Origin of the sequence: Knoellia altitudinis, from assembly GCF_042666355.1 — a bacterium.
GTDB classification, from domain to species: Bacteria; Actinomycetota; Actinomycetes; order Actinomycetales; family Dermatophilaceae; genus Knoellia; species Knoellia altitudinis.
The window spans coordinates 824,574-847,521 of the sequence record NZ_JBHTDK010000001.1 but is presented as its reverse complement, the minus strand read 5'-3'; the positions used below and the strand labels follow the sequence as shown (position 1 = coordinate 847,521).

Below are 22,948 nucleotides of genomic sequence, written 5' to 3'. Positions count from 1 at the left end.
ATGAAGACGTCAACGCTGCAGGTGCGCACCGGAGGCGAGGACGTGGTCCTCGACCTCACCGACCAGTGTGCGGACTTCGTGCGCGGGTGCGGCGACGGCCTGCTGCACGTCTTCGTGCCGCACGCGACCGCCGGCATCGCGATCATCGAGACCGGGGCAGGATCGGACGACGACCTGCTCGCAGCTCTCGCGGACCTGCTGCCGGCCGACGACCGGTGGCGTCATCGGCACGGCAGCCCGGGCCACGGGCGCTCACACGTCATGCCGGCCCTGGTCCCGCCCTACGCGAGCGTCCCCGTCGAGGATGGGCGCCTCGCCCTCGGCACGTGGCAGAGCATCTGCCTGGTCGACCTCAACGTCGACAACCACGACCGCAGCGTCCGGCTCGACTTCCTCGCCGGCTAGGCAGCCCTACGCGGCCCGGCGGAGCTTGAGGGTGACCGAGCGGCCGCCGGCCCGGGCTGCGTCGTGCGACTCGGCCAGCTGCTGGCGGGCGAGGTCACGCAGCTCGGCCATCTGGGGCGTCACCTCCGCAAGGGTCAGCTCGGTCTCGATGACGTCGAGGTCGAGGCCCCACACGTCCTCGAAGATGCGCCGGAGGTATGCCGTGGCGTGGTCCCAGCCCTCGCGCGGGGTGCCCTCGCCGTAGCCGCCGCCTCGGGCGACGACGAGGAAGGCGGGCTTGCCCTTGACGGTCTCGCTGCCCGGCGCGAAGCGGGGGTCCGTGATCATCGTGTCGATCCAGGTCTTGAGGTGCTGCGAGACGCCGAAGTTGTAGAGCGAGGTCGCGACGACGACGACGTCGGCGGCCACCACCTCGTCCGCGAGGTCGGCCGCGAGGGTCTGGGCGGCCACCTGCTCGGCCGTCCGGTCGAGTTCGGGGACGAAGCCTGCGAAGGCGGAGGTCGACCACACGTCGTTGGGCAGGGGGTGGAGCCCGACGTCACGCCGCACCACCGAGGTGTCCGGGCCCTCCGCCTCGGTGATCGAGGACTCGAGCGTGTCGGCGACGGCGCGGCTGGCCGAGCCCTCGGTGCGGATGCTGGAGTCCAGTCGGAAGATCGTGGTCATGGTGTGCTCCTGGTCGTTGAGTGGTGGTCGTCGTGGGGATGTCGAGCAAGGTGCTCTATGCCGACGATAGTCTATAAAGACGATCATCGTGCAAATTGATGATCGACCGGTGCCCGCTTCGCGCTAGACTCGGACGCATGGCCACAGGCATCGACGCTCCGGAGCAGGAGCCACGCGCTGCCGCCGAGGTCGACCTCGGGCAGGCGCTGGGGGCCCTGCTGCGGCGCTATCTCGAGGGCGCGCGGGGTGCGGTCGAGGCCCTGCCCGGCGGCCCACGTGGTTTCCAGGTCCTCTCGACTGCCGCCGAGGGCGCCTGCGGCAACCAGGCCACGATCGCCCTGAGGCTGGGACTGGACCGCACGGTGATGACTCACCTCGTCGACGACCTCGAGTCGGCCGGGATGGTCAGCCGGGTGCCGGACCCCAACGACCGCCGGGCGCGGCAGGTCATCCTCACCGCCAAGGGCAGCCGGACGCTGCGCAGCTCGTCGGAGCGGATTCGAGGGGTCGAGCGCGACGTCCTGGGTGGCCTGTCGGACGACGAGGCCGAGCTGTTCCGGTCGCTGCTCGCCCGCGTCACCGCGGACGAACCGACCGACCACTCGGCGTGCTCCGCTCCCGTCTCCGACTGCTGACCCGCGTCGACGACGCCGGGGTCAGCTGGTGCGGGGCGGCAGGGCGTGCAGCTCGAGCGCGGTGATGGCTCCATCGGCCACCGTGCACGTCAGATAGGTGCAGTGCGGCTGGCGGCGCCGGTCGGTGGGCGACCCGGGGTTGAGCAGCCGCAGCCCAGCATGCTCGGTGTCCCACGGGATGTGGCTGTGCCCGAAGACGAGCACGTCGAGATCGGGGTATGCCGCCCGCATCCGTTCCTCGCGCCGCGCCCTGCCACCGGTCTCGTGGACCACGCCCCACGCCATCCCGCCCAGCTCCACCCTGGCCACCTCGGGGAGGCGCCGTCGCAGCTCCGGCCCGTCGTTGTTGCCCCAGACCCCGACGAGTCGCCGCGCTCTCGCCTCGAGAGCGTCGAGCAGGGCTGGGCTCATCCAGTCTCCGGCGTGCACGACCACGTCGGCCGCGTCCACGGCCGTCCACACCTGCGCCGGGAGGTCGCGGGCACGAGTCGGGACGTGGGTGTCGGCCAGGAGCAGCACCTGCAGGCCGGAGGCTGGACGGGCCGGAGTTCCGAGGTCACTCGTCGAGTCGGTCAAGGTCGGTCAACGCCTCCTCCCAGCGACGGCGCCGCTCATCACCATCCTGCTCCCACCACGGGGTCCCGCGCTCTCCGAGACCGTGCTTGGCGAGGTCCACCCGTCGACGCGCTGGAGCCGGGTCCTCACCTGCCCGGGTCGCCGACCGCACCCCGGACCGACCACGGCCCAGGTGCGACAACAGCCTCTCCGAGATGACCGGGGGCAGCTCAGGATCCTGTCGCCGCCACCGGCGCCCGTTGACGACGAGCCACCGCTCGGGGTGCTCCTCGGCGCCGGCCTTCGGCTCAGCCACGGGGTTCCTCAGGTTCGGCACGCACGCGTCGGGACGCGGCATACGAGGGCTCACGCAGTCCAGCCCACAGGGGGTGCGTCCACGTCCCGGCCGGGGAGTGACCGACGGGATCGTGGCGGCGGGTGCAGTCGGAGCCGGTCCAGGTGATGTCGAGCCGGCCACGCTTGTGCCACGGGCGTCCCGGCGCTGAGACAAGGAGCCGATAGGCCGCCGGAGGGTCGTCACCGGAGCCCAGGGGGTCGAAGCGCAGGAGAAGCGGGCCTCTCGCAGTGCTCAGCGGGAGCACGGTGGTGAGCGGCCCGTGGTGGTGACGGCGGCGCACCGTGAGCACATGGCGGGTGAGGACACCGGTGCCGGTCGACGTGACGAGCACGTCGCCGGCCGCGGGACCCTGCAGCCGGACGGCGAGACCCTCGAGGTCCGGCCCCTTGTGGAGGCCGGTGGCGCGCGACCAGCGGACCAGGCACGGGTGCGGCCCTGGTGCGTCGAGCATCACCACCCCACTGGGGCGACCGGGGTCCACAGTCAGCGAGCCGGCGCCGCAGAACCCGACCGGGTGCAGTGCGCGCGTGCCGCGCAGGCGTGCAGCCTCCCCGAATGCCACGGCGAGAGCCCGACCAGCGACCCGGGCGACCAGGTCCACGAGCCCCGCGGTCGAGCGGGGGTGCGCAGATGACGAGGTGGCTGGCTGCATCCTCCCAACCTAGGCGCGCTCCGACCCGAGGAGGGAGCCACCGAGTCAGTTCGGCTCAGTGGCCAGCCAGGTGTCGATGTCGGCGTATGCCGTCTGCCGCACCTCGGCGGGCGCTCGCGACGCCCGCAGCGACGCTCGCGCCAGCTCGGCCAGCTCGAGGTCCGAGAAGTCGAGCAGCCGGGCCACCTCGTACTGCGCGACCAGGCGCGACCCGAAGATCAGCGGGTCGTCCGCCCCCAGCGCCACGGTGGCGCCTGCCTCGACGAGCCGGCGCAGTGGCACGTCCTCGAGCTCGTCATAGACGCCGAGCGAGAGGTTGCTGCCGGGGCACACCTCCAGGGCGACCCCCTCGGCCACCACCCGGTCCAGCGTCCGAGGGTCCTCGACCGAGCGCACGCCGTGGCCGAGGCGATCCGGCCTGAGCGACGTGAGCGTTCGATCGACCGCGTCCGGGCCCAACAGCTCGCCCGCGTGAGGGACCAGCGCCAGCCCGGCTCGCCGGGCGATGGCGAAGGCGGGAGCGAAGGACTCCGTGTCGCCGCGTCGTTCGTCGTTGCTCAGTCCGAAGCCCACGACGGCACCCGGCCCTTCGCCGGCATACCGGGCAGCCAACCGCGCCAGGGTGCGGGACTCGAGCTCGTGGCGCATCCGCGAGGCCGCCACGACCACGCCGACCTGGGCGGCGCCCGCCTCCCGCGACACGGAGGCTGCCTCGTCGAGCACGATCTCCAGCGCTGGGGTGATGCCTCCGACGAACGGTGCGTAGGACGTCGGGTCGACCTGGATCTCGAGCCAGCGTGAGCCCTCGCCGCCGTCGTCGAGCGCTGCCTCGCGCACGATCCGTCGCATGTCGTCCTCGCCGCGCACACAGGCACGCGCGGCGTCATACAGGCTCTGAAAACGGAACCAGCCACGCTCGTCGCGCGTCTCGAACGTCACCGGCCAGTCGCCCCGGAGGGCCGAGGGCAGCCTCAACCCGTGTGTCGCCGACATCTCGCGCACCGTCTCGATGCGCATCGACCCGGTGAAGTGCAGGTGCAGGTGCGCCTTGGGCAGGGTCGCCGTGGAGCGGGCGGGCGCGGTCAATCCTCGACGATGTGCATGGCCGACTCCTCCGCGGACACCGCGTAGTCGGGTCCGGCTCCAGCGCCACTGTCCGCGCTCTCCTCGGCCACGAGGGACGCTTCCTCGTCGGGGCCGATCCCTTCGTCGGGGGAGACCAGGGACGTGCCGTCGACCGGCTCGCTCGGGTCGCCGAGGAAGTCCTGGGCGGCCGGGATCGCGTCAGGGTCGTCACCGCCGACGGCGGGGGGTCCGTCGAGTCCGGACTCGTTGTCGGGGGCGCCATAGGCGGAGTCGGGGTCCGGCTCCTCCTGCGCGATGCGCTGGTCGATGGTCTCCTCCTGGGCCTGCTCGGCCCCGGTGGTGCCCCACTCGGTGTTGCGCGGCTGCAGGTCCGGAGGCGACACGGGGAGGTTGTCGCCCTCGCTCGCGTCGAGCAGGCCGGGCTGTCCGCTGCCGGCGTCCACGTCGTCATCGAGGCTCATCGAGCCCAGGTCGGTGTCGAAGTTCTCGGTTCCAGGCTGGTCGCTCATGACCTCAGCCTTTCACGCCCGCAAGCTTTTCGGCGGCGGCGAGGAGGACGCAGGTCGCGACGCCGGCCATCGCGGTCTCCACCTCGGCCAGCACGGGGAAGGAGGGGGCCAGCCGGATGTTGCGGTCGTTCGGGTCGACGCCACGCGGGAAGGAGGCGCCGGCAGGGGTGAGCGCGATGCCCGCCGCCTTGGCCAGCTCGACAACCCGCGACGCCGTGCGGTCGAGGACGTCGAGGTTGACGAAGTAGCCCCCTGACGGCTTCGACCAGGTCGCCACGTCGCGACCCGCGAGTGCCGACTCCAGCGCTGCGTCGACGGCGGCGAACTTCGGGGCCAGGATCTCGCGGTGCCGTGCCATGTGCTCGCGCACCCCGTCGGCGGAGCCGAAGAACTGGACGTGGCGCAGCTGGTTGACCTTGTCGGGCCCGATGGACGCGTACTGCTGGTGCCCGAGGTACCAGTCGACGTTGGCCTGTGACGCGGCGAGGAACGCGACGCCCGCCCCTGCGAAGGTGATCTTCGAGGTCGAGGCGAACATCAGCGGCCGGTTCGGATGCCCGGAGCCCGAGGCCAGCGTGATGATGTCGGCGCTCTTGGCCTCGTCCTCCGTGAGGTGGTGGAAGGCGTAGGCGTTGTCCCAGAAGATGCGGAAGTCCGGCGCTGCGGTGTCCATCGAGGCCAGTGCGCTCGCGACCTCCTGCGAGCAGGTGGAGCCCGACGGGTTGGCATAGGTCGGGACGATCCAGATGCCCTTGACCGCGGGGTCCTTGACGAGCTCGCGCACGGCCTCGACATCAGGTCCGTCGTCGTGCATCGGCACGGTGAGCATCTCGATGCCGTAGGACGCCAGCATCGTGAAGTGGCGGTCGTAGCCCGGGACGGGACAGATGAACTTCACGCTCTCCTCCTGCACCCACGGCCGCGGGGAGTCGGGTCCGCCGTGCAGCAGGAGCTGGACGAGGCAGTCGTGCATCATCGTCAGGCTCGAGTTGCCGCCCGCGACGACCTGATCCGGCTCGACCCACAGGAGGTCGGCGAACATGGCCCGCAGCTCAGGCAGCCCGGACAGGCCGCCGTAGTTGCGCACGTCCGTCCCGCTCGCGTCCTTGTGGCCCTTGGGCAGCTCGAGGAGCTCGTTGCAGAGGTCGAGCTGCTCGGCCGACGGCTTGCCGCGCGTGAGGTCGAGCTTCAGCCCGCGATCCTGGAGAGCGGCGTATGCCGTGCGCTGGCTCTCGAGGAAGGCCTCGAGCTCCGCGGGGGAGAGGGACGACAGGGGGGCGAGGGTGGTCTGCTCGGTCACCCGCCCATCGTCCCAGAACGGGACGGTCGAGGGGCAGCCCTCCCCATGGCGCGAGACGGCCACGGCTGGGACGGTGGGGAAGCAGGGGGCCGAGAAGCGGCTCCCACGTCCCACGGGGAGAGACATGACACGTTCCAGAGTTCGCCACGTCGCTGGACTCGCAGTCGCAGGGCTGGCGCTGACCGGCGCCATCGGGGTGAGCGCCACGACCATCGCTGCACCTGCGTCGGCCGCGGAGAACTCCATCCGGGTCATCACGCACAACGTCGCCAAGAAGCCCTCGGCGCTGGGTGGTGCGATCCGCAAGGCGAACGCGACGCAGGGCCCGGAGTTCGTCCTGCTCCAGGAGGTGTGTTCGTCGATGGTGAAGCGGTTGCAGGACGACCTCGGCTACACGACCTTCCGGCCTCGGCGCACCGCAGCCAAGTGCGGGACGAACGGGTCGGTCGGCGAAGCCACCGTCTGGACCGGCTCAGGTGCGGCGGCCGCTCCGCGGTGATCCTCAACGCCGAGCCCATCGACGGGCACACCTACGGCTTGGCGTGCCTGGACGTCACCCGCAACGGTCGGGACATCCGCGCCTGCTCGACCCACCTCATCGCAGCCAAGGCTCCCCAGAGTCAGCGCAACACCCTGACGGCAGCGATGAAGGCCGCGCTGAGCCCGGTCGTCAGCCAGAAGGACGTCGTCATCGTCGGTGGTGACTTCAACACGACGCCCAAGACGTACCCGATGGACAACCTCTACGGCGTCGGCAAGGACCACACCGGGCAGTTCCGCGAGCTGCACCAGATGGCCGGCCAGGGCACGACCAACCGCGCTGGGAAGCCCACCATCGGTGGCGGGGACGAGTCCAGGAAGTTCGACTACATCTTCGCCTCGGTCAAGGGCTCACGTGCGAGCGGTGGAACCGAGCAGACCTGTTGGAAGGACGGCAATCCGCAGACGCAGGACTGCACCACGTCCAACCACCGGATCCTGTGGGGGCAGGTCCCGCTCAAGCCGGTCGGCTGAGAACGGACCTTCGTCCCAGCGAGCGGGAGCCCCGGTCCGATGCGTTTCGCGTCGGACCGGGGCGTCCCGTATGCTGTTCCCTCGGTGATCGCACCATGATTCGTCATGCCTACGGTCACCTTCGGAACCACCGTCCCAGCGGGTGCGTTCCTAGGGCAGTGGCTCAATTGGTAGAGCACCGGTCTCCAAAACCGGCGGTTGGGGGTTCGAGTCCCTCCTGCCCTGCAGGTTCAGATCATTTCGGAGAAGAGGAACTGTGACGGAAGTGGGCGAGTCCCGCGACTCACGACGTGCGAGCAAGAGCTCGGGCGACGGTCGCAACCCCGTGTCACGGCTCTTCGGGTCCCTGGGTCTGTTCATCAGCCAGATCCTCGACGAGCTGCGCAAGGTCGTCCGACCGACGCGCTCCGAGCTGTGGAGCTACACGATCGTCGTCATCGTCTTCGTGACGGTGATGATGGCTCTCGTGTCCGGCATGGACTACGGCTTCGGCAAGCTCGTCGCCCTCGTCTTCGGCGACGGCGGCTGAGCCCCGGTCGCGTCCGAGAGGTCGCGCCGCACCACGTTTGAACTCAATGCTGCACAGGAAGTAGGTCCGCACGTGTCCGACCAAACGACGTCCGACGGCGACATCGCCGACGAGACGGCGACTCCCGAGACGCTCGCCGTCGACGAGTCCGACAGTGCTGCCCAGCGTGAGTCGCTGACGCTCGGCGACACCGCTCCCGCCTTCCTCGACACGCCCTCCGACGGTCCCCGCGACGCCGAGGTCGCCGACGAGTCCGACAGCGACGCCGAGGCCGACGAGGACGGCGAGAGCACCCTCGAGGCAGCGACCACCGAGTCCGACGAGGACGGCGACGTCGTCCCGACGGACATCGACCCGGTCAAGGCCTTCAAGGAGGACCTCGCCTCCAAGTTCGGCGACTGGTACGTCATCCACTCCTACGCGGGCTACGAGAACCGGGTGAAGACCAACCTCGAGACCCGGATCCAGTCCCTCAACATGGAGGACTTCATCTTCGAGATCGAGGTCCCTATGGAGGAGGTCACCGAGATCAAGAGCGGTCAGCGCAAGCTGGTCCGCCGGGTCCGGATGCCCGGATATGTCCTCGTCCGCATGGACCTCACCGACGAGTCGTGGGGCGCCGTGCGCCACACCCCCGGTGTGACGGGCTTCGTCGGCAATGCGCACCAGCCGGTGCCGCTCAGCCTCGACGAGGTCTACACCATGATCAAGCCGGCCGAGCTCGAGCTGGCCGCTGCTGCCGCCGTCGGTGGCGACGCGTCCGGTTCCGGTGCGGGCTCCGCCGCCAAGACCCCGCTCGTCGACTTCGAGGTCGGCGAGTCGGTCACCGTCATGGACGGCCCGTTCGAGACCTTGCCGGCGACGATCTCCGAGATCAACGCCGAGGGCCAGAAGCTCAAGGTCCTCGTCTCCATCTTCGGCCGGGAGACCCCGGTCGAGCTGTCGTTCAGCCAGGTCTCCAAGCTCTGACCTGAGCGACGCACTGCAACCGGGTCATCGCCCAAGGCGTGGGCCCACAACCAACCAAAGGACACACAGCATGCCTCCCAAGAGCAAGAAGGTCTCCGGCTACATCAACCTGCAGATCCAGGCTGGTGCGGCGACCCCGGCTCCCCCCGTCGGCCCGGCCCTCGGTCAGCACGGCGTCAACATCATGGAGTTCGTCAAGGCCTACAACGCTGCGACCGAGCACCAGCGGGGCAACATCATCCCCGTCGTCATCACGGTCTTCGAGGACCGCTCGTTCACCTTCATCACCAAGACCCCGCCGGCCTCCGAGCTGATCAAGAAGGCAGCGGGCGTCCAGAAGGGTTCCGGCGAGCCGCACAAGACCAAGGTCGCCAAGCTGACCGCCGAGCAGGTGCGCGAGATCGCCGAGCAGAAGATGCCCGACCTCAACGCCAACGACATCGACGCCGCGATGAAGATCATCGCCGGCACCGCCCGTCAGATGGGCATCGAGACCGCCGTCTAGGTCTCGAGAACAGACACGTTCGGTATGCCGCCCACTCGGGTGAGCGGGCGGCATACCGAAGGGCTTCACTCAGGTGAGTGAAGCGGTGGGAGGGCCAGCGCTGGCCCGCACCACGACTCCAACACCGAAAACCCAGGAGAGAACATGAAGCGCAGCAAGGGCTACCGCGCCAACGCGGAGAAGATCGACACCGACAAGGTCTACGCCCCGAGGGACGCCGTCCGTCTCGCGAAGGCCGGCGCCAAGGGCACCTACGACGAGACCGTCGAGGTCGCCATGCGTCTGGGCATCGACCCGCGCAAGGCCGACCAGATGGTTCGCGGCACAGTGAACCTCCCCCACGGCACGGGCAAGACCGCCCGCGTCCTCGTCTTCGCCAACGGCGACAAGGCCGAGGCCGCTCGCGCAGCCGGAGCCGACTACGTGGGCTCCGACGACATGCTCGAGAAGGTCGCCGGCGGCTGGCTCGACTTCGACGCCATCGTCGCCACCCCCGACCTCATGGGCAAGGTCGGTCGTCTCGGCAAGGTCCTCGGTCCGCGTGGCCTCATGCCCAACCCGAAGACCGGCACCGTCACGATGGACACGGCCAAGGCCGTGACCGACATCAAGGGCGGCAAGATCGAGTTCCGTGCCGACAAGCACAGCAACCTCCACTTCATCATCGGCAAGGCGTCCTTCGACGAGTCCAAGCTCGTCGAGAACTACGCCGCCGCGCTGGAGGAGATCCTGCGCCTCAAGCCCGCCTCGTCGAAGGGCCGCTACATCAGCAAGGCCACCCTGTCGACGACGATGGGCCCCGGCATCCCGCTGGACTTCACCAAGACCCGCAACCTGCTCGACGAGGATGCTCAGGCCGACGCCTGATCCTGCTCGCGACCGAAGCGACCCCCGTTCTCCGGAACGGGGGTCGCTTCGTTGGTCAAGTCGGCTAATCTGGGCCTCGCCGCAAGGCGCGGCCACTTCCGTCGCAGGGGATGCCATGGCGCTCAGCTCTCGTCCGTTCGGCGCTGCCCTCGCAGCCCTCGCCCTGACCACGGCCCTGGGAGCCTGCGGTTCGGCCACGTCAGGGAGCCCGACCGGCTCCTCGCCGAGCGGCACCCCCGCACCGGACCAGGTCTCGGTCACGGTGGGCGACGAGGTCGATCTCACCGATGCTCTCGCGGCCTCCGCCGCCGCCATGAAGGCCAAGAAGACCTACAGCTTCACGGGCGAGGCCGCAGGGGCGGCGATGTCCGGTCAGATGAGGGTCGACGGGGACGGTACCGCCATGACGATCCAGACCACGGTGCAGGGTGCCAAGGTGGACATGCTCCTGGTCGACGGCGTGATGTACATCGGCGGCTTCCCGCACCTGCCCCCGGGCAAGACCTTCGTCAAGATCGACCCCGAGGGCGAGGACCCCATGAGCAAGATGATGGGGCCGATGCTGTCGCAGATGGCCGAGGCGGCCGACCCGACGGCGTCCCTGGCCGGCATCACCGCACTCAAGGCCGAGGTCATCGAGGTCAAGGACGGCACGACGACCTACGAGGTGAGCGTCTCGGTCGACCAGCAGCTCGCCATCGCCAAGGAGCGTCTGGCCGTGATGGGGATGGGGGACACCCCGCTGCCGACGCCTGCCATGAAGCCGCTCATCGTGCGCCAGACGATCGGCCCCGACGACCTGCCGACGAGGACCGAGCTCGTCGGCGGTGCGGACCTGACCTTGAACCTGACGTACTCGGGATGGGGCGAGCCGGTGGACGTCGTGGCGCCTCCGGCCGACAAGGTGACGACCTTCGCGGACGTCATGTGAGCGGTCGGCAGAGGGACGTCACCAGGTGGCTCGGGCTCAGACCTTGAATCTCAGGTAACCCCGGGGTAACTTCACCGGAGCCCTGTCGCACCGCCGCATCGGGTTCCTCCTCGCGGCGACGCATCCCTGCCACGACAACCGGGCTGGAGAGAGGTCGGTTGCATGGGTGTCGCCATCGACGTCCAAGGGCTCACCAAGTCCTTCGGGTCCCAGATGATCTGGAACGACGTCACCCTCACCCTCCCCGCGGGCGAGATCTCGGTCATGCTCGGCCCCTCGGGGACCGGCAAGTCCGTCTTCCTCAAGACGCTCGTGGGTCTGCTCAAGCCCGACAAGGGTTCGATCGTGATCAACGGCTCCGACCTCGTCACCCTCAAGGAGCAGGACCTCTACGAGATCCGCAAGCTCTTCGGTGTGCTCTTCCAGGACGGCGCGCTCTTCGGGTCGATGTCCCTCTACGACAACGTCGCCTTCCCGCTGCGCGAGCACACCAAGAAGTCCGAGTCCGACGTCCGGGGCATCGTCCTCGAGAAGATGGACCTCGTCGGCCTCACCGGTGCCGAGGACAAGCTGCCCGGCGAGATCTCGGGTGGCATGCGCAAACGCGCCGGCCTGGCGCGCGCGCTCGTGCTCGACCCGGAGATCCTGCTCATCGACGAACCCGACTCGGGACTGGACCCGGTGCGCACGTCCTACATCAACCAGCTGTTCATCGACCTCAACGCGCAGATCGATGCCACCTTCCTCATCGTCACGCACGACATCAACACGGCACGCACGGTCCCGGACAACATCGGTCTGCTCTATCACCGCCACCTCGCGATGTTCGGTCCCCGCGAGATGCTGCTGAGCTCGGAGGAGCCGGTCGTCCGCCAGTTCCTCAACGCCCAGACCATCGGGCCGATCGGCATGTCCGAGGAGAAGGACGCGGACGAGCTCGCCTCGGAGTCCGGCCAGGAGCTGCCGCCGCTGCCACCCATCCCGCTCCAGCTGGGCACGAGCGACGGGACGACTCGCCGTGCCGAGAAGCCGGCGGGGGAGTGGTGTCGCACCAACGACGTCACCCCACCGCCCGGGTCCTTCCTGTCCGGCAACGCCGGCGTGCCCGGCGTCCCGAGGGACTCGCAGGCCGTCGGACAGGGTCAGGCAGCGGCGACATGAACGTCATCACCGCCCCGATCCGTCAGGCGGGCGCACTCTTCGCGCTGGCCCTCGACGTGCTCCGGGCCATCCCGAAGCGCCCGTTCCAGGCCAAGGAGTTCATCCAGCAGTGCTGGTTCATCGCATCGGTGACGATCGTCCCGACCGCCCTGGTCTCGATCCCCTTCGGTGCGGTTATCGCCCTGCAGCTCGGCACCCTCACCCGGCAGCTGGGCGCTCAGTCGTTCACCGGCGCCGCGAGCGTCCTGGCCGTCGTCCGGGAGGCCTCACCGATCGTCACGGCGCTCCTCATCGCGGGAGCGGGCGGCTCCGCGATCTGCGCAGACCTCGGCTCCCGCAAGATCCGCGAGGAGCTCGACGCCATGGAGGTGCTGGGCATCAGCCCGATCCAGCGCCTCGTCGTGCCGCGAGTTCTCGCCTGCATGCTCGTCGCGGTGCTCCTCAACGGCCTGGTCTCCGTGGTCGGCGTCGCCGGGGGCTACTTCTTCAACGTCGTCATCCAGGGTGGGACGCCCGGCGCCTACCTCGCGTCCTTCACCGCGCTGGCCCAGCTCGCCGACCTGTGGACGTCCGAGATCAAGGCGCTGCTCTTCGGGATGGTGGCGGCGATCGTCGCCTCCTACAAGGGCCTGACGGCCGGTGGTGGCCCCAAGGGTGTGGGCGACGCCGTCAACCAGAGCGTGGTCATCACCTTCATGCTGCTGTTCGTCATCAACTTCGTCGTGTCGGCCATCTACTTCCAAGTCGTCCCGCAGAAGGTGTGAGGGGTGACACGACGATGAGCCGGACCACCGACCTCGCTGCGCGACCGGGCAGGGCGCTCGACAGCCTCAGTGACCAGATGCACTTCTATGTGCGCTCGATCGCGTGGACCCCCCGCACCATCCGCCGCTACAAGAAGGAGATCCTGCGCCTGCTCGCGGAGGTCTCGCTGGGCAGCGGCGCGCTCAGCGTCATCGGTGGCACCGTCGGCGTCCTCACCTTCATGGCGTTCTTCACCGGCAGCCAGGTCGGTCTGCAGGGTTACTCCTCGCTCAACCAGCTCGGGACGGGGGCGTTCGCCGGCTTCCTCGCGGCCTACCTCAACACTCGCGAGATCGCCCCGCTCGTGGCCGGGCTCGCACTCGCGGCGACCGTCGGCTGTGGCTTCACCGCCCAGCTCGGCGCGATGCGCATCTCCGAGGAGGTCGACGCCCTGGAGGTCATGGGCATCCCCTCCCTCCCGTTCCTCGTGACGACGCGGATGATCGCCGGCTTCGTCGCGGTCATCCCGCTCTACGTCATCGGGTTGTTGTCCTCGTATGCCGCGACGCGCTTCATCGTGACCGACTACTTCGGGCAGTCCAAGGGGACCTACGACCACTACTTCCACCTGTTCCTACCGCCGATCGACATCCTCTACTCGTTCCTCAAGGTGCTCGTCTTTGCGGTGATCATCATCCTGATCCACTGCTACTACGGCTACAACGCGAGCGGTGGTCCGGCGGGGGTGGGTGTCGCCGTGGGCAAGGCCGTGCGGACCTCCATCGTCGCGATCAACGTGGTCGACTTCTTCTTCTCGCTCGCCGTGTGGGGCGCGACGACCACGGTGAGGATCGCGGGCTAGCCATGGCCAGATCAACTCTCGGACGTCTCGGGCACCGCACCTACGGTGTCGCGTTCCTCCTCGTCATCGCCCTCCTCCTCGCCCTGTCGGTCGCGTCCTTCAAGAAGGTCTTCACCGACGTCGTGGAGGTGACGCTGCGGACGGACCGCATCGGCAGCCAGCTGCAGGAGGCCTCCGACGTCAAGCTCCGCGGACTCATCGTCGGTGAGGTCCGGACCATCGACTCAGGCCCGGAGGGCGCGACCCTGGGCCTGGCCCTCAAGCCCGAGATGGTCGACCTGATCCCCGCCAAGGTCAGCGCCCGGCTCCTGCCCAAGACGCTCTTCGGTGAGCGCTACGTCGACCTCGTGACGCCCGAGGGCGACCAGGGCCGCGCAATCCGTCAGGGTGACGTCATCCCGCAGGACCGCACGAGCGTGGCCATCGAGCTCGAGCAGGTCTTCGAGGACCTGCTCCCGTTGCTGCGCTCGATCGAGCCCGCGAAGCTGTCGGCCACCCTCAACGCCCTCGCGACCGCCCTCGACGGCCGAGGCACGGCCCTGGGCAAGAACCTCGTCCTCGTCGACGACTACTTCACCCAGCTCAACCCGCACCTCCCGACGCTCCAGGCCGACATCTCCGGTCTCGCCGACCTCGCGAGCACGTATGCCGTGGCCGCCCCCGAGCTGCTCCGGGCGGCGAAGGCGTTGCTCACCACGAACGCCACCATCGTCGAGAAGCAGCAGGAGCTCGCCGGGTTCCTCGCTGGGACTGCAGGGTTCGCCAACACGACCGCCGGTTTCCTCGAGGCCAACCAGAACCGCATCATCCAGGTGGGCCGTGTCCAGCGGCCGACGCTGCAGGTGCTCGCCAAGCACTCACCCATCTATCCCTGCTTCACCCAGGGCCTCGTGAGGTGGCTTCCCCAGGTGCGCGACATCGTGCGGGACGGCATCTTCCACATCACGCTGGAGCTGCCGCCGCAGTCCAAGCCCTACCACCCCGGCGAGGAGCCCTCCTGGAACGAGAAGCGCGCACCGAGCTGTCAGGGCTTGCCTGCGGCCGACGGCGGTCAGGGCGATCCGTACCATGCGATCAAGATCGACGACGGCACCGACGGTGCGCCCACCGCGCCCAGCCAGTCGGTCCTGCCCCAGGCCTTCCTGCTGCCCGACGCGGCACGGATCCCGAGCGTGGAGGCAGGTCTCGCCGGGACTGCGGAGGAGCAACAGCTCGTCGGAGCGCTCGTCGGGGTCGGTGAGGGCGAGGATGCCTCGCTGGCGACCCTGCTCGCCGGACCCATGCTTCGCGGGACGGTGGTGAACCAGTGAAGACCACGTCCAGCCTCGTCAAGTTCGTCGTCTTCGCGATCGTCACGATCCTCGCCACAGCGACCCTCGCCGCCACCATCGCCAACATCCAGCCCGGTGACCGCAACACCGTCACGGCCGTGTTCACCGACGTCACGGGACTGGCCAAGGGGCACGAGGTCCGCATCGCCGGGGTCCGGGTCGGATCGGTCAAGAAGATCGCCGTGTCCAGGGACCGCACCCACGCCGACGTGACGTTCGACGTCCTCACGTCGAGCGTGCTGACGCAGGGGACGGTGGCGACGATCAAGTACCGCAACCTCGTCGGCGAGCGCTACATCTCGCTGACCCAGGGCCCCGGTGGCGCGACGCCACTGCGGGACGGCGCGAGGATCCCGCTGGAGCGCACCCATCCCGCCCTCGACCTCACGGTGCTCTTCAACGGCTTCAAGCCGCTGTTCGCCGCCCTGTCGCCCAAGGACGTCAACGAGCTCTCGGCGCAGATCATCTCGGTGCTCCAGGGGGAGGGTGGCAACATCAACACCCTGCTCGGGCAGACCGCCTCCCTGACCGGCACCCTGGCGGACCGCGACAAGGTCATCGGGCGGGTCATCGGCAACCTCACGACCGTCCTGACGACGGTGGAGCAGCACGACACCGCGCTCGGGGAGCTCCTCATCCAGCTCCAGCGCTTCGTGTCCGGCCTTGCTGCCGACCGCAAGGCCATCGGCGAGTCGCTCACCAACATCAACTCCGTCGCTGACGAGACAGCCAGGCTGCTCGCCGCCGGCCGCCCCGACATCAAGACCGACATCGCCCAGCTCGGAGCCCTGAGCAAGAACCTCAACGAGCCGGCCAACACCAAGCTCTACGAGGACTTCATCACCGGCTCGCCGGAGAAGATCACGACCCTGACCAGGACCGCGTCCTACGGGTCGTGGTTCAACTTCTACCTCTGCCGCTTCGACGTCAAGAACCTCCTCCTCCCGACCGGCCCGACCCCCGGCGGTCTGGGCTACGACGTCGCCGCGGCGAGGTGCCGATGAGCACGCCCTTCCGCTCCCGCAACCCGCTGCCCATCGGCATCGCGGGCCTGGCAGCCATCGTCCTCGTCCTGCTCGCCTCGTTCAACGCGGCCAAGCTGCCCCTCATCGGTGGTGGGGATGCGTATGCCGCGTCGTTCAGCGAGGCCGGCGGCCTCCGCTCCGGCGACGAGGTCCGGATCGCCGGCGTGCGGGTCGGCAAGGTCACCGACCTCACTCTGGCCGGCAACAAGGTCGACGTCGACTTCCGGATCACCGAGGACGTCGCCTTCGGGCCCGAGTCCGGGGCGTCGATCCGGATGAAGACCCTGCTCGGCCAGAAGTACCTGTCGCTCGAGCCCCGGGGGCGCGGCCAGATGGCCGAGGGCACGACGATCCCGCTCTCGCGCACCGTCTCGAGCTACGACATCATCAACGCGTTCTCCGACCTCACCGAGACGACCGAGCGCATCGACACCGAGCAGCTCGCCACCTCGCTCGACACCATCGCGAGCGAGTTCACGGACACGCCGGCCAACGTCAGGCTCGCCCTCGACGGGCTGACCCGGCTGTCGCGGACGGTCGCCAGCCGCGACACCGAGCTCAAGGCACTGCTCAAGGCGGCCAACTCCGTCTCCGGCACCCTCGCGGACCAGAACAAGGTCATCGAGAAGATCATCATCGACGGCGACCTCCTGCTGGCCGAGCTCTACGAGCGCAGGGACGCGATCCACACCCTCTTCACCAACACCAGCGCCATGGCCGTCCAGATCACCGGACTCGTCCGGGACAACCGCGCCCAGCTCGGGCCGACGCTCGCCGAGCTGCGCAAGGTCCTCGACACGCTGCGCCGGCACGAGGCGGACCTGACAAGGACGATCGAGGCCATGGGGCCGTTCACGCGGGTCTTCGCCAGTGCCCTGGGCAACGGTCGATGGTTCGACACCTACATCCAGAACCTCACGGTCCCGGTCGGGTCGGTGGGCCGATGAGACAGGGACTGATGGGCAAGCTCGTGGCGGCCCTCGCCGTCGTCGGGCTCGTCGCGGCCGCGTTCGTGTGGTGGCCCCGGACCGGCCAGATCACGGTGACCGGAGACTTCGCCCGCGCGGTGGGCCTCTTTGCCGGCTCCGACGTCCGGGTGCTCGGGGTCAAGGTGGGCACGGTGACCGCCGTCGAGCCCCGCGGCGAGACCGTTCGGGTGACCCTGGAGGTCGACGAGGACGTCAAGGTCCCGGCAAGTGCGCAGGCCGCCGTCGTCGCTCCCTCCCTCGTGAGCGACCGCTACGTCCAGCTGCTCCCGGCCTACACCTCGGGAGCAGTGATGCAGGACGGGGCCGCCATCCCGCGGGAGCGGACGGCCGTCCCGGTCGAGCTGGACCGGGTCTCCCAGAGCCTGGACGACCTCATGGTCGCTCTCGGGCCCGAGGGTGCCAACAAGGAGGGTGCCCTCTCGCGTGTCCTCGACACGGGAGCACGCAACCTCAAGGGCAACGGTCAGAACCTCAACGAGATGAATCGCGGTCTCTCCCAGGCTGTCCAGACGTTCGCAGAAGGCCGTGGCGATCTCTTCGCCACGGTCAAGAACCTCGAGACGTTCACCGGGATGCTCGCCACCAACGACACCCAGGTGCGTCGGCTCAACACCGACCTGTCCAAGGTGTCCGACCAGCTCGACGGCGAGCGGGACGACCTTGAGGGCGCCCTCAAGAACCTCGCCGTCGCCCTCAACGAGATCTCGACCTTCGTCAAGGACAACCGCGCGGTCCTCACCGAGGACATCGACCAGCTCACCAGCCTGACGACGGCGGTGGCGGCCAAACGCGACGCCCTGGCGACCACCCTGGACAACGCGCCAGTGGCGCTGTCCAACCTCGCTCTCGCCTACAACTCGGACTCGGGGACGCTCGACACCCGCAGCAACATCGAGGGTCTGGACGACCCGGCCCTGATCCTGTGCTCGCTCCTCACCGGCCCGACCGGCACTGGCAACGCCAACCCCAACCTCTGCACCCTGCTCCAAGGGCTCATCCCCAAGGGCGGCCTGCCGCTCCCCGGCCTGCTGAACCTGCCCGGCCTCTCCGCCATCCCGACGGCCCTCACCACTCCTGCGGCCGCTCCGCTCCTCGCGCCCGCTCCCGCGGTCGCGAAGCCGGAGCCGGCCACCGTGGACGTCACGATCCGTGGGGCGGACCCGACCCTCGGTGGCCTCCTCCCGAAGGAGAAGCCATGACGTATGCCGTGCGCACCCTTCGCGCCGTCGCCCTCGCCGTCGTCGTGGCCCTGACGATGACGTCGTGCAAGGGAGCCTTCGACCTGCCGCTGCCAGGCGGGGCCAAGGGCGAGGGCCCGTCGATGACGGTCCGGGTCGACTTCGCCGACGTCCTCGACCTCGTCCCGAAGTCCGCGGTCAAGATCGACGAGGTGGCCGTCGGCCAGGTCGAGGACATCGAGCTCAACGGCTGGACCGCGCGAGTGACTCTGACGGTCCCACGGTCGAGCAAGCTCCCCGACAACGCGACGGCCGAGCTCAAGCAGACCTCCCTCCTGGGCGAGAAGTACATCGCCCTCTCCGGCCCGGCCGACGGCAAGGGCGTGGGCACCCTGTCCGACGGTGACCTCATCCCCATCGACCGGACGAACAGGAACCCCGAGGTCGAGGAGGTCCTGTCGGCGATGTCGCTGCTGCTCAACGGTGGTGGCATCGCGCAGCTCGCGGTCATCGAGAAAGAGCTCAACAACGCCCTCCGCGGCAACACCGACGAGATCAAGCACCTCATCGGAGAGCTCAACACCTTCATCGGCGGCCTCGAGGACCAGAAGGCCGAGATCGTGCGAGCCATCGACATGGTCGACCTGCTCGCGGCCAGGCTCGCGGCCCAGAAGGAGCTCATCGGGAAGACGCTCGAGGAGCTGCCCAAGGGGCTCAAGGTCCTCGCGGACCAGCGCATCCAGCTGACCCAGATGCTGCAGGCGCTCAGCCGGCTGGGAGCGGTCGGCACCAAGGTGATCCAGGGTTCGAAGGAGGACATGCTCGCGAACCTGAAGCTCCTCGCGCCCATCCTCACCCAGCTCAACGCGGCCGGGGACGCCCTGCCGCAGTCGCTCGAGATCTTCCTCACCTATCCCTTCCCGGACAAGTTCCTCGAAGCCGTCAAGGGCGACTTCGTCAACCTGTCCGTCACCGCGGACCTCGACCTGCGCGAGCTCAAGCTGCTCGAGAACGGGCTCCCGGGCCCACCCCTGCCGGGGGTTCCGCTGCCGAGCGTGCCGCTCCCGAACGTCCCCGTCCCGCCCGTCCCGGTCCCGTCAGTGCCGGTCCCGTCAGTGCCGGCGCCCACGGTGCCGGGCACCCCGAGGTTGCCGACCCCGACGACGACCCCGACGACGAACCCGCTGTGCCCACCCCTGTGCACGAGCGACACACCCGGTCGCGACACGTCGTGGACCGCCCTCTACGAGGGAGGCGCCGCATGATCCGCGCCCTCACCAAGGCACAGCTCGCCGCCTTCACGCTCATCACCATCGTCGCAGTGTCGATCCTCTCGGCGAACTACATCGGACTCACGCAGCGGCTCCTGGGCGGGGGAGCGGAGTTCTCGGCGAGCTTCGCCCAGTCGGGCGGGATCTTCGTCGGCTCCGAGGTGACCTACCGCGGTGTCAAGGTCGGGCGGGTCACCGGCCTCGAGCTCGAGAAGGACGGCGTGCTGGTGCAGGCTCAGCTGGACCGCGGCACCGAGGTCCCCAAGGACACCCGGGCCGTCGTCGAGAACCGATCGGCCGTCGGTGAGCAGTATCTCGACCTGCAGCCACGGTCCTCCGGCGGGCAGGTCCTCGCGACGGGCGACGTCATCCCACGCAAGGACACGGCATACCCGATCCGTGTCGACCAGCTCTTGCTGCACGTCGACAACACGGTGAAGTCGGTCGACACCGAGGACCTGCGAACGGTGATCGGCGAGCTCGGAGCGGGTTTCGAGGGCTCGGGACCGGACCTTGGCCGGCTCATCGACAACGGCAACCTCCTGACCCAGGCCGCCATCACGGCGCTGCCCGAGACGGTGGCGCTGCTCCAGCAGAGCAAGACCGTGCTCGACACGCAGCGCGACACGGCGCCGCAGATCAAGAACTTCGCGACCGACTTCGCCAACCTCTCCGAGACCCTCCAGAAGTCGGACGCCGACCTGCGTCTCATCCTCGACCGGGGGGTCGTCGCGTCCAAGGAGCTCGAGGCCCTCGTCAAGGACAACCAGGGGGACCTCGCGACGCTCATCGCCAACCTCATCACCATCGGTCAGGTGACCACCTCGCGGATCGACGGCATCCAGCAGATGTTCGTCACCTATCCCTCGGCGGTCGCCGGCGGCTACACCGTCGTGCCCGGAGACGGGACCGCGCACTTCGGTCTGCAGAGCGCGGCCCAACCGACGGCGTGCACGAAGGGCTACGAGGGCACGCAGAAGGTGGACCCCAACCGCACCGAGAACCTGCCACCGGCCAACACGAGGGCCGGCTGCACCCTGCCCCGTGGATCGGCGTCCAACGTCCGTGGTGCGCAGAATGCGCCGCGACCCCGCGACGGCGTGGCCTCGTCGCACCCGCTGTCGATGGCCGACCAGATCCTGCCGCTGGGCAACGAGGCCCTGGCCGAGGGCATGCCCCAGCTCGCGACGCCCCTCGCGCCCGAGGGCGGAGCGGCTGGTGCAGACTCGTGGTCCTGGATCATGGAGGAGGCGACCCGATGAGCCACATCTTCGCGTCCCGCGTCCTGTGGGTGCTCACGGCACTCGTCCTCGTCGCCACCGTGGCGCTTGCCGGGACCCGCGGTCGCGAGTGGTGGGACGCCCGCGCCATCGAGCACGCCCAGACCGACGCCCTCGCTGCTGGTCGGCAGCACGCCGTCAACTTCGCGACGATCGACTACCGCAAGGTCGACGAGGACACGGGCCGGGTCAAGGCCGGCGCCACGGGCGAGTTCCTCGCCAGCTACACCAGCCAGCTGGAGGGCCTCAAGAAGGTCATCGTCGACAACCGGTCGGTGAGCAGGGTCGAGCGCTCGGAGGCTGCCCTGGTCACGGGCGACCGTGACTCGGCGACGGTGATCGTGGGCGTCATCGCGCCGACCAGCAACACCGTCGTCCCCAGTGGCGAGAAGAAGACCTATCGGACCAAGCTGGGCCTGCGCCTCGTGGGTGAACAGTGGAAGGTGGAGCGCCTTGAGTTCGTCGGCTAACCGTCGGCCCCGTGTCGCGGGGCAGCGGCGTCGCCCGCTCCGGGGGGAGGGGGCCCTCGTCGGCGACGACCAGGGCGTTCAGGCACCGCACGCCGAGGTGGGCTCGGCGACGACCACGACGACCACGCCCATCGCACAGACCCAGACCCGCGCCGAGAACGAGACCGAGACCGAGACCGAGACAGAGGCGGCTCCCACCCACGACGCGCCGAACGACGGTGTCGACGAGCGCGACGAGCGCGACGACACCGCCCGTCCGAGCGGCTCGGTCCTGCCGGCGATCCTGGCGGCCATCGCGTTCGGGCTCAGTCTGGCTCTGCTGATGGTCGTCCTCGTCGTGACCCGCGAGGACCCCCAGGCGCGGCCCCGTGCCGCCAGCGCCGCCACCGCGACCGCCCGCAGCACCCTAGAGCAGATCCTCAGCTACAACCACGCCACGATGACCCAGCAGCTTCCTGCGAACCAGGCGCTGCTCACCGGCTCGTTCAAGGGGGAGTTCGCCGCGACGATGACCAGGACCATCGTCCCGCTCGCCCAGAAGGACAAGACCGTCGTCAAGGCCCGGGTCTACGAGGCCGGCGTCATGTCCCAGACCGATCGCACCATCACGGTCCAGGCCTTCGTCAACCAGGCCCGGACGAGCGATGTCCAGAAGGAGCCGTCGATCGACCAGAACCGCGTGATCGCCACGATGACCAGGTCCGGTGACCGTTGGCTCGTCTCGTCCCTCAAGGCCTACTGACCGGCCGCTTTCGACGCTCCCAGACCTCGCGGATAGTCTCGAGGGACTCAACCGGGAGGGAACCCATGAAGATCTCGATGCGCCGCTCCGGCGGTGCCGCACTCGCGCTCGCGGGTCTGCTCGCGCTCGGAGCGTGTGGCTCGTCCGAGGGCGCCGCCGACACCTCCACCGCACAGGGCGACAAGGCTGACCCGGCCAAGGCCGGCGACACGATCGACGCCGGCGAGCTCGCAGGTCGCATGGTCGCCGCGATGGAGAAGGCCGGCAGCGGCACCATGGCGATGGACACGGGCGGCGAGAAGGCCTCCGGCGACTTCAAGTACGTCGACGGTCAGCTCCAGCAGCACACGACCGTCCCGGTCGAGGGCTCCCAGATGGAGATCATCGCCGTCGGGGACTTCGTCTACCTCAAGGGGCTCCCGGACCAGGCGAAGCCCTGGGTCAAGATCGACCCCAAGGCGAGCGACCCGGTCAGCCAGATGTTCAAGGGCATCGCCGAGGGTGGCATCAGCGACCCGACCAAGATGGCCGAGAACCTCAAGGGCACCAAGGCAACGCTCAAGTCGAGCGAGGGCGGCAACTCCACCTACGAGTTCAGCGTCGACGCGGCCAAGGCCCTGGGCACCACCGCCCCCACGCCCAGTCCGTCGGCCAGCGCCTCGACCCCGCCGCTGACGATGACCTACGTCCTCGACAAGGACGACCGTCCCGTCACCATCTCGACCTCGGTGTCGAACCAGTCGATCAAGGTCACCTACGGCGACTGGGGCAAGAAGGTCGAGATCACCGAGCCTCCCGCCGACCAGGTGGGTCCGATCAGCTTCCCGTCCGCTCCCGCGGGCTGACCCACCGCTCCACCCGAGCTCGTCCCGCTCCACCCGAGCTGCCAGCCCGGGTGGAGCGCCCCTTTGTCG

28 protein-coding genes and 1 tRNA gene are annotated in these 22,948 nt (G+C 69.1%); 22 read left to right on the top strand and 7 right to left on the bottom strand.

Translation table 11 applies throughout. The features are described 5' to 3' along the window. The gene (locus ACFQW8_RS03985; protein WP_380085669.1) at positions 1–405 is read left to right on the top strand and encodes a secondary thiamine-phosphate synthase enzyme YjbQ; all 405 of its coding nucleotides are present in this window, start codon (positions 1–3) and stop codon (positions 403–405) included. A 6-nt stretch (positions 406–411) separates the two neighbouring features. On the opposite strand, the gene ACFQW8_RS03980 is transcribed toward ACFQW8_RS03985, so the two are convergent. Continuing rightward, positions 412–1,071 carry an FMN-dependent NADH-azoreductase gene (locus tag ACFQW8_RS03980; protein ID WP_380085668.1) on the bottom strand — a complete coding sequence of 220 codons (660 nt, stop codon included), beginning with the start codon at positions 1,069–1,071 and terminating at the stop codon, positions 412–414. 137 nt (positions 1,072–1,208) lie between these two features. Between ACFQW8_RS03980 and ACFQW8_RS03975 the strand changes: the two genes are divergently transcribed. Next, complete coding sequence (locus ACFQW8_RS03975; RefSeq protein WP_380085667.1) at positions 1,209–1,706, top strand: MarR family winged helix-turn-helix transcriptional regulator; 498 nt, start codon at positions 1,209–1,211, stop codon at positions 1,704–1,706. A gap of 21 nt (positions 1,707–1,727) precedes the next feature. Here ACFQW8_RS03975 and ACFQW8_RS03970 read toward each other — a convergent pair whose 3' ends face one another. Genes ACFQW8_RS03970 through ACFQW8_RS03945 form a run of 6 tightly spaced genes read right to left on the bottom strand, consistent with a single transcriptional unit; the run spans position 1,728 to position 6,166 of the window. After that, positions 1,728–2,231, bottom strand: coding sequence for a metallophosphoesterase family protein (locus ACFQW8_RS03970; protein WP_380088580.1), 504 nt, complete (start codon positions 2,229–2,231; stop codon positions 1,728–1,730). A 31-nt stretch (positions 2,232–2,262) separates the two neighbouring features. After that, a complete protein-coding gene (locus ACFQW8_RS03965; protein ID WP_380085666.1) occupies positions 2,263–2,577 on the bottom strand; it encodes a 2-polyprenylphenol hydroxylase in 315 nt (104 codons plus the stop codon). Continuing rightward, positions 2,570–3,271 (bottom strand): phosphodiesterase, encoded by a 702-nt coding sequence (locus ACFQW8_RS03960; protein ID WP_380085665.1) that lies wholly within the window; start codon positions 3,269–3,271, stop codon positions 2,570–2,572. The genes ACFQW8_RS03965 and ACFQW8_RS03960 overlap by 8 nt, the downstream gene beginning before the upstream one ends. Positions 3,272–3,316: 45 nt before the next feature. Continuing rightward, entirely contained in the window at positions 3,317–4,357 is a 1,041-nt protein-coding gene (locus tag ACFQW8_RS03955; protein ID WP_380085664.1) for an adenosine deaminase, read from the bottom strand. Then, the gene (locus ACFQW8_RS03950) at positions 4,354–4,866 is read right to left on the bottom strand and encodes a DUF5709 domain-containing protein (RefSeq protein ID WP_380085663.1); all 513 of its coding nucleotides are present in this window, start codon (positions 4,864–4,866) and stop codon (positions 4,354–4,356) included. Before ACFQW8_RS03950 ends, ACFQW8_RS03955 begins: the two co-directional genes overlap by 4 nt. A gap of 4 nt (positions 4,867–4,870) precedes the next feature. Further along, a complete protein-coding gene (locus tag ACFQW8_RS03945) occupies positions 4,871–6,166 on the bottom strand; it encodes an aminotransferase class I/II-fold pyridoxal phosphate-dependent enzyme (protein ID WP_380085662.1) in 1,296 nt (431 codons plus the stop codon). Between the two features lie 124 nt (positions 6,167–6,290). Between ACFQW8_RS03945 and ACFQW8_RS03940 the strand changes: the two genes are divergently transcribed. The 20 genes from ACFQW8_RS03940 (at position 6,291) to ACFQW8_RS03845 (ending at position 22,879) form a co-directional block, all read left to right on the top strand. After that, positions 6,291–6,665: a hypothetical protein gene (locus ACFQW8_RS03940; protein WP_380085661.1), complete on the top strand. Its 375-nt coding sequence runs from the start codon at positions 6,291–6,293 to the stop codon at positions 6,663–6,665. Continuing rightward, on the top strand, positions 6,662–7,180 hold the full coding sequence (locus ACFQW8_RS03935; protein WP_380085660.1) for a hypothetical protein: 519 nt from the start codon (positions 6,662–6,664) through the stop codon (positions 7,178–7,180). Before ACFQW8_RS03940 ends, ACFQW8_RS03935 begins: the two co-directional genes overlap by 4 nt. Positions 7,181–7,332: 152 nt before the next feature. Continuing rightward, a tRNA-Trp gene (locus ACFQW8_RS03930) sits at positions 7,333–7,405 on the top strand. A gap of 31 nt (positions 7,406–7,436) precedes the next feature. Next, complete coding sequence (gene secE / locus ACFQW8_RS03925) at positions 7,437–7,709, top strand: preprotein translocase subunit SecE (protein ID WP_380085659.1); 273 nt, start codon at positions 7,437–7,439, stop codon at positions 7,707–7,709. A 72-nt stretch (positions 7,710–7,781) separates the two neighbouring features. After that, positions 7,782–8,678: a transcription termination/antitermination protein NusG gene (nusG, locus tag ACFQW8_RS03920; RefSeq protein WP_380085658.1), complete on the top strand. Its 897-nt coding sequence runs from the start codon at positions 7,782–7,784 to the stop codon at positions 8,676–8,678. A gap of 70 nt (positions 8,679–8,748) precedes the next feature. Further along, positions 8,749–9,183, top strand: coding sequence for a 50S ribosomal protein L11 (rplK, locus tag ACFQW8_RS03915; protein WP_380085657.1), 435 nt, complete (start codon positions 8,749–8,751; stop codon positions 9,181–9,183). A 144-nt stretch (positions 9,184–9,327) separates the two neighbouring features. Continuing rightward, positions 9,328–10,050 (top strand): 50S ribosomal protein L1, encoded by a 723-nt coding sequence (gene rplA, locus ACFQW8_RS03910; RefSeq protein ID WP_380085656.1) that lies wholly within the window; start codon positions 9,328–9,330, stop codon positions 10,048–10,050. Positions 10,051–10,165: 115 nt separating this feature from the next. Then, positions 10,166–10,981 (top strand): hypothetical protein, encoded by an 816-nt coding sequence (locus ACFQW8_RS03905; RefSeq protein WP_380085655.1) that lies wholly within the window; start codon positions 10,166–10,168, stop codon positions 10,979–10,981. Between the two features lie 162 nt (positions 10,982–11,143). Then, a complete protein-coding gene (locus ACFQW8_RS03900) occupies positions 11,144–12,142 on the top strand; it encodes an ABC transporter ATP-binding protein (protein ID WP_380085654.1) in 999 nt (332 codons plus the stop codon). Next, positions 12,139–12,906, top strand: a complete 768-nt coding sequence (locus ACFQW8_RS03895; protein WP_380085653.1) for an MlaE family ABC transporter permease — start codon at positions 12,139–12,141, stop codon at positions 12,904–12,906. Before ACFQW8_RS03900 ends, ACFQW8_RS03895 begins: the two co-directional genes overlap by 4 nt. A 14-nt stretch (positions 12,907–12,920) precedes the next feature. Then, positions 12,921–13,748, top strand: a complete 828-nt coding sequence (locus ACFQW8_RS03890) for an MlaE family ABC transporter permease (protein ID WP_380085652.1) — start codon at positions 12,921–12,923, stop codon at positions 13,746–13,748. A gap of 2 nt (positions 13,749–13,750) precedes the next feature. Then, the gene (locus ACFQW8_RS03885) at positions 13,751–15,058 is read left to right on the top strand and encodes an MCE family protein (protein ID WP_380085651.1); all 1,308 of its coding nucleotides are present in this window, start codon (positions 13,751–13,753) and stop codon (positions 15,056–15,058) included. Then, the gene (locus tag ACFQW8_RS03880; protein WP_380085650.1) at positions 15,055–16,083 is read left to right on the top strand and encodes an MCE family protein; all 1,029 of its coding nucleotides are present in this window, start codon (positions 15,055–15,057) and stop codon (positions 16,081–16,083) included. The genes ACFQW8_RS03885 and ACFQW8_RS03880 overlap by 4 nt, the downstream gene beginning before the upstream one ends. Then, positions 16,080–17,051, top strand: coding sequence for an MCE family protein (locus ACFQW8_RS03875; RefSeq protein WP_380085649.1), 972 nt, complete (start codon positions 16,080–16,082; stop codon positions 17,049–17,051). Before ACFQW8_RS03880 ends, ACFQW8_RS03875 begins: the two co-directional genes overlap by 4 nt. Beyond that, on the top strand, positions 17,048–18,292 hold the full coding sequence (locus ACFQW8_RS03870; RefSeq protein WP_380085648.1) for an MCE family protein: 1,245 nt from the start codon (positions 17,048–17,050) through the stop codon (positions 18,290–18,292). Before ACFQW8_RS03875 ends, ACFQW8_RS03870 begins: the two co-directional genes overlap by 4 nt. After that, entirely contained in the window at positions 18,289–19,536 is a 1,248-nt protein-coding gene (locus ACFQW8_RS03865; RefSeq protein ID WP_380085647.1) for an MCE family protein, read from the top strand. Before ACFQW8_RS03870 ends, ACFQW8_RS03865 begins: the two co-directional genes overlap by 4 nt. Continuing rightward, complete coding sequence (locus ACFQW8_RS03860) at positions 19,533–20,804, top strand: MCE family protein (protein WP_380085646.1); 1,272 nt, start codon at positions 19,533–19,535, stop codon at positions 20,802–20,804. The genes ACFQW8_RS03865 and ACFQW8_RS03860 overlap by 4 nt, the downstream gene beginning before the upstream one ends. After that, the gene (locus ACFQW8_RS03855) at positions 20,801–21,292 is read left to right on the top strand and encodes a hypothetical protein (RefSeq protein ID WP_380085645.1); all 492 of its coding nucleotides are present in this window, start codon (positions 20,801–20,803) and stop codon (positions 21,290–21,292) included. The genes ACFQW8_RS03860 and ACFQW8_RS03855 overlap by 4 nt, the downstream gene beginning before the upstream one ends. After that, positions 21,276–22,034 carry a hypothetical protein gene (locus tag ACFQW8_RS03850; RefSeq protein ID WP_380085644.1) on the top strand — a complete coding sequence of 253 codons (759 nt, stop codon included), beginning with the start codon at positions 21,276–21,278 and terminating at the stop codon, positions 22,032–22,034. The genes ACFQW8_RS03855 and ACFQW8_RS03850 overlap by 17 nt, the downstream gene beginning before the upstream one ends. Positions 22,035–22,099: 65 nt before the next feature. Next, positions 22,100–22,879 (top strand): hypothetical protein, encoded by a 780-nt coding sequence (locus tag ACFQW8_RS03845; RefSeq protein ID WP_380085643.1) that lies wholly within the window; start codon positions 22,100–22,102, stop codon positions 22,877–22,879. The last annotated feature ends 69 nt before the right edge of the window (positions 22,880–22,948 follow it).

Excerpts from the sequence above, each read along its gene's own strand:
- ACFQW8_RS03985 (WP_380085669.1), top strand. The coding sequence starts at position 1 with ATGAAGACGTCAACGCTGCAGGTGCGCACCGGAGGCGAGGACGTGGTC.
- ACFQW8_RS03980 (WP_380085668.1), bottom strand. The coding sequence starts at position 1,071 with ATGACCACGATCTTCCGACTGGACTCCAGCATCCGCACCGAGGGCTCG.
- ACFQW8_RS03975 (WP_380085667.1), top strand. The coding sequence starts at position 1,209 with ATGGCCACAGGCATCGACGCTCCGGAGCAGGAGCCACGCGCTGCCGCC.
- ACFQW8_RS03960 (WP_380085665.1), bottom strand. The coding sequence starts at position 3,271 with ATGCAGCCAGCCACCTCGTCATCTGCGCACCCCCGCTCGACCGCGGGG.
- ACFQW8_RS03950 (WP_380085663.1), bottom strand. The coding sequence starts at position 4,866 with ATGAGCGACCAGCCTGGAACCGAGAACTTCGACACCGACCTGGGCTCG.
- ACFQW8_RS03940 (WP_380085661.1), top strand. The coding sequence starts at position 6,291 with ATGACACGTTCCAGAGTTCGCCACGTCGCTGGACTCGCAGTCGCAGGG.
- rplK (WP_380085657.1), top strand. The coding sequence starts at position 8,749 with ATGCCTCCCAAGAGCAAGAAGGTCTCCGGCTACATCAACCTGCAGATC.
- rplA (WP_380085656.1), top strand. The coding sequence starts at position 9,328 with ATGAAGCGCAGCAAGGGCTACCGCGCCAACGCGGAGAAGATCGACACC.
- ACFQW8_RS03905 (WP_380085655.1), top strand. The coding sequence starts at position 10,166 with ATGGCGCTCAGCTCTCGTCCGTTCGGCGCTGCCCTCGCAGCCCTCGCC.
- ACFQW8_RS03900 (WP_380085654.1), top strand. The coding sequence starts at position 11,144 with ATGGGTGTCGCCATCGACGTCCAAGGGCTCACCAAGTCCTTCGGGTCC.
- ACFQW8_RS03895 (WP_380085653.1), top strand. The coding sequence starts at position 12,139 with ATGAACGTCATCACCGCCCCGATCCGTCAGGCGGGCGCACTCTTCGCG.
- ACFQW8_RS03890 (WP_380085652.1), top strand. The coding sequence starts at position 12,921 with ATGAGCCGGACCACCGACCTCGCTGCGCGACCGGGCAGGGCGCTCGAC.
- ACFQW8_RS03885 (WP_380085651.1), top strand. The coding sequence starts at position 13,751 with ATGGCCAGATCAACTCTCGGACGTCTCGGGCACCGCACCTACGGTGTC.
- ACFQW8_RS03875 (WP_380085649.1), top strand. The coding sequence starts at position 16,080 with ATGAGCACGCCCTTCCGCTCCCGCAACCCGCTGCCCATCGGCATCGCG.
- ACFQW8_RS03870 (WP_380085648.1), top strand. The coding sequence starts at position 17,048 with ATGAGACAGGGACTGATGGGCAAGCTCGTGGCGGCCCTCGCCGTCGTC.
- ACFQW8_RS03865 (WP_380085647.1), top strand. The coding sequence starts at position 18,289 with ATGACGTATGCCGTGCGCACCCTTCGCGCCGTCGCCCTCGCCGTCGTC.
- ACFQW8_RS03860 (WP_380085646.1), top strand. The coding sequence starts at position 19,533 with ATGATCCGCGCCCTCACCAAGGCACAGCTCGCCGCCTTCACGCTCATC.
- ACFQW8_RS03855 (WP_380085645.1), top strand. The coding sequence starts at position 20,801 with ATGAGCCACATCTTCGCGTCCCGCGTCCTGTGGGTGCTCACGGCACTC.
- ACFQW8_RS03845 (WP_380085643.1), top strand. The coding sequence starts at position 22,100 with ATGAAGATCTCGATGCGCCGCTCCGGCGGTGCCGCACTCGCGCTCGCG.